The sequence below is a fragment of the Ammoniphilus sp. YIM 78166 genome (assembly GCF_004522215.1).
GTDB lineage: Bacteria > Bacillota > Bacilli > Aneurinibacillales > RAOX-1 > YIM-78166.
In genome coordinates this window covers 102,161-117,074 of the sequence record NZ_SDLR01000010.1, presented here as the reverse complement: position 1 = coordinate 117,074, position 14,914 = coordinate 102,161, and the positions used below count along the sequence as shown (strand labels likewise).

Below are 14,914 nucleotides of genomic sequence, written 5' to 3'. Positions count from 1 at the left end.
GGCGATATGCCGGACTCGGGTCGGATTTCGCCGGACAGGCCTGGGAACTCGCCGGACCCCTAGGTTTTTCCGCCGGACGGTGAGGGGGGCCGTGGGTGAGGGGGATGCATGGTAGGCGATATGCCGGACTCGGGTCGGATTTCGCCGGACAGGTCGTGGAAATCGCCGGACCCCTAGGTTTTTCCGCCGGACGGTGAGGGGGGCCATGGTTGGGGTAGCCCGCTGGTAGGCGATATACCGGACCCGGGGTGGAAATCGCCGGACCAGTGGGGAGTGCAATTTAAGGGTACCATCTGCTTCTGCTGCTGATGATTATCCCTCCGTCAAACAGGAATCACCGCACTCAACATCGAAATTAACTAGTAGACTTCATTAAAAGGAGGTAGCATTTTGATTAAAAAAGCTCGTCATACTCGTCTGATCATCCAAATGGAGGAGACTTTACTCCGGCGACTCCCCAATAACCACCCCAAGCGTCCAGATATCCTGAAGAGCCTTGAGAGAAACTGGAAGGGTTACCGAGGCGAGCAAAGTTTAGACTATTATCTTAAGTTCCTTCCTGAAAGGGATTACCTTCACTTTCAAGACCTCGCAATCCCCTACCAAGATACGTCCTTTCAACTTGATTCTCTTCTCTTGACTCCCTCCTTGGCCATAATTATCGAATCGAAAAATTTTCACGGGACTTTAATTTTTGATGAACGTTCCGGGCAGTTTCTTCGGGAGAACGATCAGCAACAAAAGGAAGGATACAGTAACCCTATCCAGCAGGCGAAACGACATAAATATTTGCTTGAAAAATGGCTACTCGAACAAAACGTCAAGTCTTTTCCTATTAGATACTTGGTGTCGATTAGTAAACCAACTACGATTATCAAGACGGAACCAGACAGTTCTAAGATGTACGATATCGTCGTTCACGCCGAGCGTGTTCCGGATAAAATTAAAGAGATAGAAGCCAAGTATCCACAAAAAGTCCTCTCTTCCTACTTACTTAATCGCCTCAGTCACTTGCTTATTGAAGCACACGTTCCAACCGACAGCGACACCAACATCCTCCAAACCTATGGTATTAACCCTTCTGAAATACTAATAGGAGTTAAGTGTCCCCAGTGTGGCGAGTATTCTATGATTCGAAAGCATGGAACCTGGGCCTGTCCAAAATGCATTGCAGAGGATAAGAAGGCCCATGCTCAAGCCATCTATGAATATCTACTCCTCTATCACACAATTACCAACAGACAATGCAGGGATTTTCTCCAATTGGTCTCCGAAAACACTGCAAAACGCCTCCTGACCCAAATGAACCTCCCCTATAAAGGGGCCACCTCTAACCGCACCTACCACCGCCCCACCGACCTCGACATCTTTAAATGAAAATGAAAAAAGCCAGCCCACCGGCCGGCCTCCCATCATTAATCCACCGTTTTCCAAACATTAATCACAAACAACAGAACCCCAATGATCAAAGTGGTTGCACCCACCCCAATGAACGGTTCCACCCAGCCTACGCCGAGGAGCAAAGCTAACAAGGCCGGCATCATCACGAGGAAGCCCACGTTATAAAGCCAGAAATGCCATCTGAATAAGGTCGATGCCTCGAGGTCTGGGAATGTTCTATAAATAAGAGCAAATACAGCCATCGAAACCCAGCCCAGCAAGTTGACGTGAGCATGGAAGCCGACCAAGCTAAAGTTATGAGTCATCGACATGGTCATTCCTACCAGGTTGCCAACCAAGAAGTAGAGAGCTGCCAGTTTTAAAAACCATGAACTCATTTGTATTCACCTCCTTTACCCTCATTTTATGTGCGAAAGGAGGAGACATTCCTGTGAATAAAAATAACAACGTTTACATAAATATCATCAACCAAACCTTATGGGACAAGCATTCTTCCAAATTTATATTCTTCTGTCGGCCTATTTTTATACAAAAACCCTATTGTATAAAAATGATTATCCTTGTATAATGATTCATAAATATTAACGGTCACAGGGAGAGAGATTCCATTATGAATATATCCATCATCGGCGCAACTGGCTACAGCGGCATTGAGCTGATTCGTTTATTGCATAATCACCCGATTGCACAGGTGAAATCCCTTTTTGCAAGCTCTCAAGCAGGGAAGGAAATGACCGACGTCTTTCCACACCTTATAAATATTGCGCACTATCCATTAGAAGAAATCGAGATCAACAAAACGGAAGAGTGGGTATTCATCGCCACACCATCCGGCATCAGCGGCAAGCTTGTACCGGCTTTGATCGAAGCGGGACGCAAGGTCATCGACTTATCCGGAGACTTCCGCTTGCCAGCCACCACTTACGAAAAGTGGTACGGAAAAACGACAGCAGAAGATAGCTACTTGAAGCAAGCGGTCTACGGTTTGCCAGAATATTTCAAAGAAGACATTCAAAAAGCCCAGTTGATCGCCAACCCGGGGTGTTATCCAACAGCGGCGGCGTTAGGTCTAGCCCCAGCGCTCCCATACATCGATCCGAAGTCCATCATCATCGACGCCAAGTCTGGTGTATCCGGTGCCGGAAGAGCAGCGTCACTTGCTACACACTACGGAGAAGTGAACGAGAACTTGGCTGCCTATAAGGTAGCGAAGCACCAGCACACGCCAGAGATCGAACAAACGTTAACAAGAATCCTAAACCAAGAGGCTCTCATTTCCTTTACCCCGCACTTGGTTCCAATGACGCGCGGAATCCTGTGCACGATGTATGCCACGATAACAGAAGAAGTGAACTTTCAAGAGCTTTATCAAAACACCTATGAAGCGAAGCCTTTCGTTCGCGTGCGCCCACAGGGCAGCCATCCGAAGACGAAAGAAGTGTACGGATCGAACTATTGCGACATCGCCGTTCATGTGGATCCTCGCACCAAGCGCCTGATCGTCCTGTCTGTCATTGACAATGTGGTCAAAGGAGCAGCAGGCCAAGCGGTGCAAAACATGAACATCATGGCTGGTTTAGACGAAACCACGGGGTTAACATTTAGCCCAGTGTATCCATAAATAAAGAGCCTCTTATAGGAAAGGGAGAGAAACATGTTTGTTTTAAAATGTGGAGGGAGCACGCTCGATAATTTGCCAGCCGCTTTTTATCAAGAGCTGATTCAACTGAAACAGAATGGCTTTGATCCGGTGATCGTCCACGGAGGCGGTCCGGCGATTTCGAATACATTAAAAACGTTCAATATTGAACCCCATTTCATTGACGGCTTGCGTGTCACGGATGAAGCTACGCTTCAAGTGGTGGAGATGGTCTTGATCGGACAGACCAACAAGCAAATCGTGAAGAATCTGCAGGGCGTGGGATTTGGCTTTAGCGGGATGGACGGACAACTCATTGAAGCCAGTCAAATGCCTGGCCCTCTCGGCTACGTCGGTCAGATCGAAAACGTGAAGCCCGACATGATCAAGCAAGTGAGTGAGATGGGATATATTCCGGTTATTGCTCCACTTGGATTGGACCAGCAAGGTCAGTCTTACAATATCAACGCGGACACGGCGGCAGGAGCGATTGCTTCGGCTCTAGGCACCTCGCTCATCGTGGTCACAGACGTCCCGGGTGTGATGGAAAACGGCCAAGTCCTCCCCGAGTTAACGGTAGAAGACGTGAACCAGTTAATCGAAAAAGGCGTCATCACGGGAGGTATGATTCCTAAGGTGAAGGCGGCTATGGATGCTTTAAAGGCGGCAGACCAAGTGATTATTATCGATCCATGCAACTTAAGCAAGGCGGTTCAAGGCGAGGCAGTAGGAACGAAAATTACCGGGAAGGTGGAGTAGCCAAAGATGAGCCATTTATTTAATAACTACGGAAGATGGCCGATCACAATCGTGAAAGGGGAAGGGAACTACCTTTACGATGCGGAAGGCAAAAAATATTTAGATTTGGTTTCCGGGATTGCGGTCACCTCTTTGGGGAACGTTCCACCTCAGGTCAAAGCTAAAGTCGCTGAGCAGCTGGACACCCTGTGGCACTGTTCGAACCTCTTTAACATCCCGCAGCAAGAAGAGCTGGCGGCTAAGCTGACTTCGATCAGCTGTGCGGATCGCGTGTTTTTCTGCAACAGCGGAGCGGAAGCAAATGAAGCGGCCATCAAGCTGGCTAGAAAATACGGGAACGCCAAAGGCAAGAACGAAATCATTACGTTTGAGAACTCGTTCCATGGACGAACGTTAGCGACCCTAACGGCTACGGGCCAGGAAAAAGTAAAGACCGGGTTCCATCCGCTTCCGGAAGGCTTTAAGACGGTTCCTTACAACGATATCGAGGTGCTTAAAGCAGCGATCGGCCCTAACACCTGCGCCATCATGATGGAGATGATCCAAGGCGAGGGCGGCGTTCACCCGGCGGATCCGGCATTGGTTGAGGCAGTCACCCAGCTTTGCAAAGAGCATGACCTGCTTCTCATCGTAGATGAAGTGCAAACGGGAATCGGCCGTACGGGCAAATGGTTTGCTCATCAGCATTACGGCATCGAGCCGGATATCATCACGATGGCCAAAGGCTTGGGCAGCGGATTCCCGGTAGGAGCCATGATGGCTAAGGAATTCCTGAACGACACGTTCGGACCAGGAACCCATGGCTCTACATTTGGCGGAAATCCTCTCGCCATGGCGGCAGGGCTAGGGACGCTAGAAGCGATCGAAACCCTTCTCCCTGAAGTCGAGAAAAAAGGAGCCTACCTGATGGAACAGCTTGGAGGACGCGGAAAAGGGCTGATCATCGGAATTGAATTTGATTTTGAAGTCGCTCCGATTGTCACGAAGCTAAGAGAAGAAGGTATTTTAGCATTGGTGGCGGGACCCAAGGTGCTGCGGATTTTACCACCGTTTACGATCACCCAAGAAGAAATGGATTTAGCCATCGAGAAAATCAAGCAAACGGTCGAGGCACATAAAGGAGCGGTTGGAATATGAAAGGATACCTCGTATTGAGCACGGGGGATGTGTTTGAAGGAACCTTGTTCGGAAATTTAGAGGCCTGCCAAGGCGAATTGGTGTTCAACACCGGGATGACGGGATATCAGGAGGTGCTCACTGACCCGTCCTACTCCGGACAAATTGTTACTTTTACGTACCCCTTGATCGGAAACTATGGGGTAAACGATATCGACGATGAAGCGATTCGCCCGGCTTGCAAAGGGCTGGTTGTCGGCGAATTGTGCACAACACCGAGTCATTATCTGTCAAAGAACGGCCTCGCCGAAATGGCCAAGAAGCACGGGTTAGGCGGGATCACGGGAATCGACACACGGACGGTCACTCAGATCATTCGAGAGAATGGATTGGTATTTGGAAAAATCACGACCGATCCTGCCGATCTACCAGATACCATCCCGGTAACGGGTCAAGTGGAGATGGTATCGACAGAAGAAGCCGTACATTATCCAGGCCAGGGCGGCCCGCATGTGGTACTCATTGACTTTGGCTATAAGAAGTCGATCCTAGATTCGCTGCTCGCCCGTGGCTGTTCGGTAACCGTCGTTCCTTATCACATCAAGTATAAGGAAATGAAGGCCATCGATCCAAATGGGATTCTTTTATCCAATGGACCGGGGGATCCGAAGGAGATGGTTCCTTATTTGCCGGAGCTCAAGCGCATCATTGAAGCCCATCCAACTTTGGGGATTTGTCTCGGACACCAGGTGACAGCTTTGATTTATGGCTGCGACACCGGACGCTTGCCTTACGGTCATCGCGGATCCAACCATCCTGTGAAGAACTTGGAAACCGGAAAAGTGTATCTCACCTCTCAAAACCACGGCTACATGGTGAAAGAAGAGTCTGTAAATAAAAATCTGTTGGACATTTCATATATTAATGTAAACGACAAATCGGTAGAAGGGCTGGCTCATCGCCATCTGCCGATCTCCACGGTCCAGTTTCACCCGGAGGCTCACCCAGGACCGAGCGATACGGACTTTATCTTTGATGAATTCGTGAAGCAATGCCAACTAATAGGAGAAAAGACATATGCCTAAGTTTGAACACATCAAGAAAATCCTCGTGATCGGGTCTGGCCCGATCGTCATCGGTCAGGCGGCCGAGTTCGATTATGCAGGAGCGCAAGCGTGCTTGGCCTTGCGGGAAGAGGGTATTGAAGTCGTCCTCGTGAACAACAACCCCGCGACCATCATGACCGATGAGGAAGTAGCGGACAAAATTTACATGGAGCCTCTTACCGTGGCTTCCTTAGAGCGCATCATCGCCAAGGAACAGCCAGATGGGATTCTTCCGACTTTAGGCGGTCAGACCGGCCTTAACCTAGCGGTAGAGCTGGCAGATGCAGGAATCATTGAGAAATACGGCGTGAAGTTACTCGGTACACCTTTAGAAACGATCAAAAAAGGGGAAGACCGAGAAGAGTTTAAGCAGCTGATGCTGGAGATCGGAGAACCGCTTCCGGAAAGCAAAACCGTAAACACGGTAGAAGAAGCGATGAGCTTTGCCGAGCAGATTGGTTATCCGGTTATCGTTCGTCCAGCTTACACGCTAGGCGGGTTCGGTGGAGGAATCGCGGCAAACCCTGAAGAGCTTCGCAGCGTGGCCAAAGGTGGTCTCGCCGCCAGCCCCATCCAACAGATCCTGATCGAACAAAGCGTGAAGGGCTGGAAGGAAATCGAGTACGAAGTGATGCGTGACAGCAATGATACTTGCATCATCGTGTGTAACATGGAAAACATCGATCCGGTGGGGGTACATACCGGAGACAGTATCGTGGTAGCTCCGTCCCAGACGTTGACGGATCGCCAGTATCAAATGCTTCGCTCGGTTTCCACCAAAGTGATTCGTGCGCTGGGCGTGGTGGGCGGATGTAACATCCAAATGGCGATGGATCCGCACAGTGAGCGCTATGTGTTGATCGAGGTTAACCCTCGGGTGAGCCGTTCCAGTGCTTTGGCTTCCAAAGCCACCGGTTATCCGATTGCCCGCATCTCGGCGAAGCTCGCGATTGGCTACCATTTAGATGAAGTGATCAACCCGATTACGGGTTATACGTATGCCAGCTTTGAGCCGGCGATTGATTATATCGTAACCAAGATTCCGCGCTGGCCATTTGATAAATTCCCGCATGCCGATCGTTTGCTAGGAACGCAAATGAAAGCAACGGGAGAAGTGATGTCGATTGATCGTAACTTGGAGGCTTCTTTGCTCAAAGGGATCCGATCTCTCGAAATGGGTGTTCATCATCTGAAGCTCAACCTGACGATCTCGGATGAGGAACTGAAGGTAGGCTTAGACCAAGCGACGGATATTCGTTTGTTCCTCGTAGCGGAAGCGTTCCGACGCGAGATGACGCTAGAAGAGATTCACCAGATTACACAAATCGATCGATTCTTCTTGTCGGCGATTGAAAACATCGTCCGCATCGAAACTGAGCTTTCCGTCCATACATGGGGAACGGCGCCGGAGGAGATTTTAAAGGAAGCGAAGCTCAAAGGCTTTGCGGATATTACCATTGCTGAGATCTTTGGCATCGAATTGGCTGAAGTTCGCGAGCGCTGGAAAGAGCTCGGTTGGGCTCCAAGCTACAAGCTAGTCGATACGTGTGCGGCCGAGTTTGTGGCTGCGACGCCTTACTATTATTCAACCTGGCAGGGACGTGACGAGGTGCATGTTACCGAGCCGCAGCATAAAGTGTTGGTTTTGGGTTCGGGTCCGATCCGAATTGGTCAAGGGATTGAGTTTGATTACTGCTCCGTGCATGCGGCGAAATCGATTCGCAGACTGGGCGCCGAAGCGGTAGTCATCAACAACAACCCGGAGACGGTCAGTACCGATTTTAACACGGCCGATCAGTTGTACTTTGAGCCTTTGGCGTTAGAAGATGTCCTGAATGTCATTGAAAAAGAAAAGGTCGATGGTGTCATGGTGCAGTTCGGAGGACAAACGGCGGTGAATTTGGCGGGTCCTTTAGAGAAAATGGGCGTGAAGATCTATGGAACTTCCGTTCACTCCATTGATCTTGTAGAAGACCGCGATCTGTTCTATCAATTATTGCAAAAGCTCGACATCCCGCACATCCCGGGAATCACGGTGCAAACGCATGAAGAAGCGTATCAAGCCGCCGAGCGTTTAGGCTATCCAGTGTTGGTTCGTCCATCCTACGTGATCGGCGGGCAGGGCATGGTGGTCTTGAACCAGCAAGAAGAGCTGGAATCGTATTTGAACGAAACGACCTTCAGCTTCCCGCTGTTAGTCGATAAATATGTGTCAGGCATGGAAGTGGAAGTGGATGCGATTTGTGACGGCGAGAACGTCTTGATCCCTGGAATCTTCCAGCACATCGAGCGTGCAGGGGTTCACTCCGGAGATAGTATGGCAATCTTCCCCGCTCCAGCCATGACGGAAGCGCAAAAAGCGATCATTACTTCCTACACGCAAAAAATCGCAGCAGAGCTTCAAGCGAAAGGCCTCATCAACATCCAGCTGGTCATCACCGATGAGCACATCTACGTGCTGGAAGTGAATCCACGGGCGTCCCGTACGGTTCCGATCGTGAGCAAGGTCACAGGAGTTCCGATGGTGGAACTCGCGGTGAAAGCACAACTGGGAGAAAAGCTGCCGCAAACCGGCTTGCTTGAAGACATTGGGTTTTACGCGGTCAAAGGACCGGTGTTCTCGACGATCAAGCTTCGCGGGGTGGACCCGGCGCTAGGGCCTGAGATGAAGTCGACGGGGGAATCGATCGGGTTATCGACCGATATCCAAGAAGCGATTGGCAAAGCGTTGCATTGGAAAGAAGGCATTTGTCCTCCTTTAGAGGCGGGCGACACGGTCGTTCTTTCTTTATCCGATACGATGAAGCAAGAGTTCCAGCCGTTCTTGGCCGGACTTCAAGGTTTGAATATCGTCGCCACGAAGGGGACAGCCAGCTACCTCGAAACGAACGGAATTCCGGTTCAAGAAGTGATTGAGGATGCCAAGCGAGTAAGAGAGATTTGTACGACACAAGAGGTTAAAGCGTTGGTCAACACGCCAACGGTGGGGAATAAGCAAGGCCGTTTAGGCTTTGAACTAAGACAACTAGCGGTTCAACTGAATATCCCTTGCTTCACTTCCTTAGATACGTTCTCATCCTATCTCAAAGTGAAAGCGGGGAATGCAACTGAACCGCTGGATCTCGGACAATATATGAGGGAGAAGGAGCGAGTATAAACATGAACGCACAAGCAAAAGCGATGCAACTAACCAATCAAGTGAAACTAAAAGGAAGAGATTTTCTTTGTCTAGCTGATTTTTCAGCGGAAGAGTTGACCTATTTGTTAGATTTAGCCGCAGAGATCAAGGCGATGCAAAAGGAAGGAATCGCTTATCAGCCGTTGAAAGGGAAGACGCTCGGGATGATCTTTGAAAAAGCCTCCACGCGGACGCGGGTATCCTTTGAAGTGGGGATGTATCAATTAGGCGGTCAAGGGATGTTCTTTAGCAGCCGCGACATGCAAATTGGACGGGGAGAACCGATTGCTGACACCGCACAGGTGTTGGCTCGGTACCTGGACGGCATTATGATCCGGACGTTTGAGCATGAAAAAGTGGAAGAGCTGGCCAAGTATGCTTCCATCCCGGTGATCAACGGTTTAACGGATAAGTTTCATCCATGCCAGATCATGGCCGATTTCCAGACGATCATCGAGCAAAAAGGTCAGCTTAAGGGCTTGAAGCTTGCTTATGTTGGCGACGGAAACAACATGGCTCATTCTCTTCTTAACGGATGCACGAAGTTGGGCGTTGACGTCGCGATTGCTTCTCCACAAGGCTATATGCCAGCGGAAGACGTGGTGGCCGCAGCAAAAGGTTTTGCCACGATCAGTGGCAGCAAAGTGTTGATCACCGACAATCCGGTGGAAGCCGTAGCGGGGGCGGACATTATTTATACCGATGTGTGGGCGAGTATGGGGCAAGAAGCCGAGCAGGAAAAGCGGGTCAAAGCGTTTGCTGGCTTCCAAGTCAATGAAGAGCTTGTGAAACACGCAGATAACGAATATATTTTCATGCATTGCTTACCGGCGCACCGGGGCGAGGAAGTATCTGCAGGCGTCATCGATGGCAAACATTCCGTCATCTTCGACGAGGCAGAGAACCGTCTTCACGCACAAAAAGCGATCATGGCGGCAATTATGGGCTAAACATTAGCCCTTTTTTGCTGTATAATGAACCTATTACTTTTTCGGGGAAGTGGGTGGTTGCGTTGGCTAGAGTCATTAGCGAAACGAGCTTCAATGATTATTTCAGTAAAGGGCGAACGCTAAAGAAGCAATTGGGACAAGAGGATTTTTTCAAGCTGCTGATTGAACAGCTGAAGAATCAAGACCCGACGCAGCCTTCCAACGATCTGAACCAAATTTTGAACACCGCGACTTTCGGGATCCTCGAAGGAGTGAACCAGATCAAAGATGCGGTGGCGGACAAGAAGCTGAATGTTTTGGAATATACGCACTTAGTGGGCAAGGAAATTACCTATGAAAAGATACAAGCGGATATTTTGACCAATCAGCGTTCCGTCGTATTGAAGCAAGCAGTGGTAGAGGGAGTATCCCTTCAAGGAGATCGAATCATTCTGAAGGTGGACGACGGCATCGTGTTCCCGAACGAAATCAAAGAAATGAACTTGCAAGGTCATGATCAGAAGCATGTGTTGCAAGACACGATTGCTTATTTTTCTTTGGTTGGGAAAACCGTGGACTATACGCTGGACCGCAGCCAGAAGAAAGGCATCGTGGAATCGGTCACCCTGAAAAATGGCATGATGGAATTCACGGTGGGCCAGGATAAATTTGGTCTGGATAAAATTGCGGGAGTTCATCAGAGCCTTCCGACTACACAAGAATAAAAAATCTAAGAGGTGCAAAGATCCTATTCTTTGTGCCTTTTTATGATAGGCAGGAGTTGATTGGGATGAATCAGCAATGGAAAGTCCCCACGGAAAAGCTACGAGGGGAATATCGACCGGAGGATTTTCCGTTTGAGACGACGGAAGAAATTGAAGCCCTTTCAGATGTGATTTTTGGTCAAGAGCGAGCGGACCGAGCGATTGAGTTTGGGTTGAAAGTCAAGCAACCCGGCTACAATTTGTTTATTGTCGGCCCATCCGGTTCTGGGAAAAGCACGTATGCTGAAGCGAAAGTTCAGGAGGTTGCTCAACAAGGGATGGTGCCGCAGGATTGGTGCTATGTGTATAACTTTGAGCAGCCGGATCATCCGAGCGCGATTGCTTTTCCAGCAGGGACGGCTTGTACGTTTAAGCAAGAGATTGAGCATTTAGTTAAAGAGATGGAGCGAACGATTCGATCGGCTTTTGCCAGTGAAAAGTTTGAAAAGAGGCGCAAGGAAGTACATAAATCCTTTAATGACCAAGTGGAGAAGATCTGGAAGCAGCTGGAGCAGTATGTAAAGGACCACAATTTCGGGATCGAAAAAACCGCTCAAGGGATGGCCACTGTGCCGCTTCGTTTTGGTCGCCCTATCACCAACGAAGAATTCAAGGTGATGCCGGAGTCGATGCGCGAGGAGATTAATCAGAAGAGTAAAGAAATTGAGGCGGAGGTCACGGAGGCTGCCCGCCGCGTGTCTTTGATTGAGCGCCAGCTGGAGGAAGAGTACAGCGATTTGAAAAAAGACACCACACGCGAGGCCATTGCTGAGCTTTTTAACCAGTTGCGGTCCGTGTATGCGGATCATGAGGCGGTTCAGCGTTACCTTGATGGGATGGAAAAGGATGTTGCCGAAAACTATCGTTTGTTCCAAGGCAGTGAAAAAAGCGAAAAAAGTCTTCTCCTTCCTTTTCTCGAGGGGGACAACAAGGAAAAGCTCAATCGTTATAAGGTCAATATCCTAGTTGATCAAAGCAAAGCCTCCGGGGCGCCTGTGGTGTTTGAGACCAACCCGAGCTACTTTAATTTGTTCGGGAAGGTGGAATACAAAGGGTCTTTCGGCTCCATGACCACGGACTTTATGATGATTAAACCGGGGGCCTTGCATCTGAGCAACGGCGGATATCTTCTTGTGCAAGCCGCAGAGCTTTTAACCAATCCGATGTCCTGGCTGATGCTCAAGCGTGCCCTCAAAACGCGTGAGCTTCGCATGGAAAACATTTTGGAAGAACGCGCCCTAGTGTCCACAGCTGGCTTAAAGCCTGAACCGATTCCTCTGGACATTAAGGTAATTCTTATTGGAAATCCCTATATTTATTATCTTTTGGCCCAGTGGGATGAGGATTTTCAAAAGATATTCAAAGTTAAAGTCGAGTTTGACTCTGACATGGATCGTTCTCCGGAGCATATCCGAGAGTTTGCGGGCTTCGTCAAGCGCTATACGGAAAAAGCCTCTCTCTTGCCGTTTCACCGGGAGGCGATGGCTCACGTGATCAACTACAGCTCACGCATCGCCGGCGATCAACGAAAGCTTTCGACGAAGTTCCACGCTTTAGCCAAGGTGCTGGTGGAAGCAAGCTTCTGGGCGGAGCAGAGCGGGGACCGGGTGGTGTCTGCCGCTCATGTGCAGCAGGCTCTGAATGAACAGGAATTTCGAGCGAACCGTATCGCAGAGAAAATTCGCGAAAGTATTGCTGACGGAACTTTGATGGTTGATACGGAAGGGGAAGTCGTGGGTCAAATTAATGGGCTGGCTGTGCTGCAAACCGGAGACTATGCCTTTGGCCAGCCGCATCGGATTACGGTGCAAACGTACCTGGGCCGGAAAGGGATTTTGAACATCGAACGCGAAGCTTCGTTGAGTGGTAAGTTTCATGATAAGGGGCTCATGATCCTCAGCGGCTATCTGAACGGAAAGTTCGCGCAGGTCCGACCCTTGCCGGTATCGGCTAGCATCACCTTTGAACAGTCCTATAGCATGATAGATGGAGACAGCGCTTCGAGTACGGAGCTCTACGCTTTGCTATCCTCACTGTCGGGGATTAGCATTCGCCAAGGGATCGCGGTGACGGGGTCTGTGAATCAAAAAGGCGAGGTCCAGCCGATTGGCGGGGTGAATGAGAAGATCGAGGGCTTTTTCTATGTCTGTAAGGAAAAAGGCTTAACGGGGGAGCAAGGGGTGATGATTCCTCATCAAAATGTCAAAAACCTGGGGCTCAAAGAGGAAGTCGTGCAGGCGGTGGAGGAAGGCAAGTTCCATATTTGGTCCGTGCGCACGATTGAAGAAGGTATTGAGCTGCTGACGGGCGAGTCGGCGAAAACGGTTTTTGCCCGCGTGGAGGATCGGTTGGATCGGATGTTTGAAAACCTGAAGGCATTGGAAGGGTCGCGGGAGGAGAAGTAGAGTGCCCAGCAACTACCATTGCTATTGCTCATCGATATGAGTTATATTAATTACACGAAACAACTTGAAGTTGCTTTTGTTTAAGCGTAAAATATAGATATCCTGTAAGGAATGCGGGTAGTCGCTGCCTGACTTCGAGTCGGGTAGAGGAAAGTCCAGGCTCACCCAGTGCTGAGATGCATGGAGTGATCGTGCCTATCGCAAGGTAGGGCAGTCGGTTCGCCGGCTGACGGCGGGGAAAGTATCCTAAGGTGTCTTCGGATGCTATGGTGCGAATACCCTGAACAGTGCCACAGTGACGTAGTTCTTCCGGAAACGGAAGAAGTGGAACGAGGTAAACCCCACGAGTGAGCAACCCAAATTATGGTAGGGGCACCGCCCTGCGGGAAATGAACTTAAAGGGCGGATCGGTCGCACAGACCGATAGTTAAATGGCTACGACTTCTAGTACCAGGCTGGCTGCCGATACGAGTACCAGAAGAACAGAACCTGGCTTATAGCATTCTTTACTGCCGGAGTTATTTATATGGCGGATTGTATCCGCCACACACATACATAGTGTAGAAAGGACTCTATCCTTAGGGATAGGGTCTTTTTTGTGTAGTTTAAGGAAACTCTTTTTTGGTGGGTATGAAAGAACGGTCGACGGGCAGGGGCATAGGGGTTTTAGTTTGATTTTTTAAAGAAGATTGTGGATGGACAGGTAGAGAGGAAAGTGATAAAATAAGAACAAATGTTCTGCGTGAGGGGGGTTCGCTATGTATAGTCTGACTCGCCTTAAGAAATTTTTTAATCGGTTTATGGATAAGGAAACCTGTCAACAGTTTCTGGGTCTTGTTAAGGAACAAAAACAAACCAAGACTCTACATTGTCCCCACTGTAATAGCCTCTCTATTGTACGATACGGCATGTATCGTGACCGCCAACGATATAAGTGTAAAGACTGCAGCAGAACCTTCAACGACTTTACCAATACCCCTTTGCATGGCACCCACTTTCCAGAAAAATGGATTAAATTTTTAGAATGCATCATAGAAGGCCGCTCTCTTCAGCATAGCGCGATGATCCTGGGGGTGAGCTATGTGACCCTTTTTTATTGGCGTCATAAAATTATTCGTGTCCTTGATCAGCTTGAAGCTCCCCCTATCGATGATATAAGAGAAAGGTATCCAGAGGACATCCAATATATTTGGGTATTCTGCTATCCACCCATAGCAGCGGTGGGTTTCTATGAGTGTAGGGATTTTGCCTACTGGATTTCTCATTTCTTTTCGATCGGGAAGAAGTATCTTTACCGCTACGTGGCCTGGTTTAGATTTGTTGAACGGGCCAGAAGAGAAAAGGGACTAACTGCAATGAAAAATTTATTGCTTAAAGTGTGTACACCTTCCATTAGGCAAACGTACGAAAATGTGCGGGTAGCCTAAGCTTTGGTACCCATCCACAACTTTCTTTAAAAAATCAAGCAAAAAGTACTATGACCCAAGTTAATACATCCAGCTAGTCGTTTGGTTCTAGTCCCTCTTTTCTCAACAGGACTAAAGCAACATTAGTTCCTCCCCAAAAAATAGTGAATCTGTATGATGGTAGCGTTTTCAAAAATGAGCGATAATTCAT

11 protein-coding genes and 1 other RNA gene are annotated in these 14,914 nt (G+C 49.0%); 11 read left to right on the top strand and 1 reads right to left on the bottom strand.

The features are described 5' to 3' along the window. Positions 1 to 390: 390 nt before the first annotated feature. Positions 391 to 1,377 (top strand): nuclease-related domain-containing protein, encoded by a 987-nt coding sequence (locus EIZ58_RS29315; RefSeq protein ID WP_134704534.1) that lies wholly within the window; start codon positions 391 to 393, stop codon positions 1,375 to 1,377. A 38-nt stretch (positions 1,378 to 1,415) separates the two neighbouring features. Here the strand turns inward: EIZ58_RS29315 and EIZ58_RS29310 are convergent, their stop codons facing one another. Then, complete coding sequence (locus EIZ58_RS29310) at positions 1,416 to 1,778, bottom strand: cytochrome-c oxidase (protein ID WP_134704533.1); 363 nt, start codon at positions 1,776 to 1,778, stop codon at positions 1,416 to 1,418. A 233-nt stretch (positions 1,779 to 2,011) separates the two neighbouring features. Here EIZ58_RS29310 and argC point away from each other — a divergent pair, with 233 nt between their 5' ends. The 10 genes from argC (at position 2,012) to EIZ58_RS29260 (ending at position 14,724) form a co-directional block, all read left to right on the top strand. Then, a complete protein-coding gene (gene argC / locus EIZ58_RS29305) occupies positions 2,012 to 3,022 on the top strand; it encodes an N-acetyl-gamma-glutamyl-phosphate reductase (protein ID WP_134704532.1) in 1,011 nt (336 codons plus the stop codon). Between the two features lie 33 nt (positions 3,023 to 3,055). Then, a complete protein-coding gene (gene argB, locus EIZ58_RS29300) occupies positions 3,056 to 3,799 on the top strand; it encodes an acetylglutamate kinase (protein ID WP_134704531.1) in 744 nt (247 codons plus the stop codon). Between the two features lie 6 nt (positions 3,800 to 3,805). Next, the gene (locus EIZ58_RS29295; protein WP_134704530.1) at positions 3,806 to 4,936 is read left to right on the top strand and encodes an acetylornithine transaminase; all 1,131 of its coding nucleotides are present in this window, start codon (positions 3,806 to 3,808) and stop codon (positions 4,934 to 4,936) included. Continuing rightward, entirely contained in the window at positions 4,933 to 6,000 is a 1,068-nt protein-coding gene (locus tag EIZ58_RS29290) for a carbamoyl phosphate synthase small subunit (protein WP_134704529.1), read from the top strand. The genes EIZ58_RS29295 and EIZ58_RS29290 overlap by 4 nt, the downstream gene beginning before the upstream one ends. Next, positions 5,993 to 9,178, top strand: coding sequence for a carbamoyl-phosphate synthase (glutamine-hydrolyzing) large subunit (gene carB, locus EIZ58_RS29285; protein ID WP_134704528.1), 3,186 nt, complete (start codon positions 5,993 to 5,995; stop codon positions 9,176 to 9,178). The genes EIZ58_RS29290 and carB overlap by 8 nt, the downstream gene beginning before the upstream one ends. 2 nt (positions 9,179 to 9,180) lie before the next feature. After that, positions 9,181 to 10,149, top strand: a complete 969-nt coding sequence (gene argF / locus EIZ58_RS29280; RefSeq protein WP_240689453.1) for an ornithine carbamoyltransferase — start codon at positions 9,181 to 9,183, stop codon at positions 10,147 to 10,149. 14 nt (positions 10,150 to 10,163) lie between these two features. After that, a complete protein-coding gene (locus tag EIZ58_RS29275) occupies positions 10,164 to 10,853 on the top strand; it encodes a flagellar hook capping FlgD N-terminal domain-containing protein (protein ID WP_167578034.1) in 690 nt (229 codons plus the stop codon). Between the two features lie 65 nt (positions 10,854 to 10,918). Further along, positions 10,919 to 13,297 (top strand): AAA family ATPase, encoded by a 2,379-nt coding sequence (locus tag EIZ58_RS29270; protein ID WP_134704526.1) that lies wholly within the window; start codon positions 10,919 to 10,921, stop codon positions 13,295 to 13,297. 109 nt (positions 13,298 to 13,406) lie between these two features. Beyond that, an RNA gene (gene rnpB / locus EIZ58_RS29265) (RNase P RNA component class B) lies at positions 13,407 to 13,799 on the top strand. Between the two features lie 256 nt (positions 13,800 to 14,055). Next, positions 14,056 to 14,724, top strand: coding sequence for an IS1/IS1595 family N-terminal zinc-binding domain-containing protein (locus tag EIZ58_RS29260; RefSeq protein WP_134704525.1), 669 nt, complete (start codon positions 14,056 to 14,058; stop codon positions 14,722 to 14,724). Positions 14,725 to 14,914 lie beyond the last annotated feature (190 nt).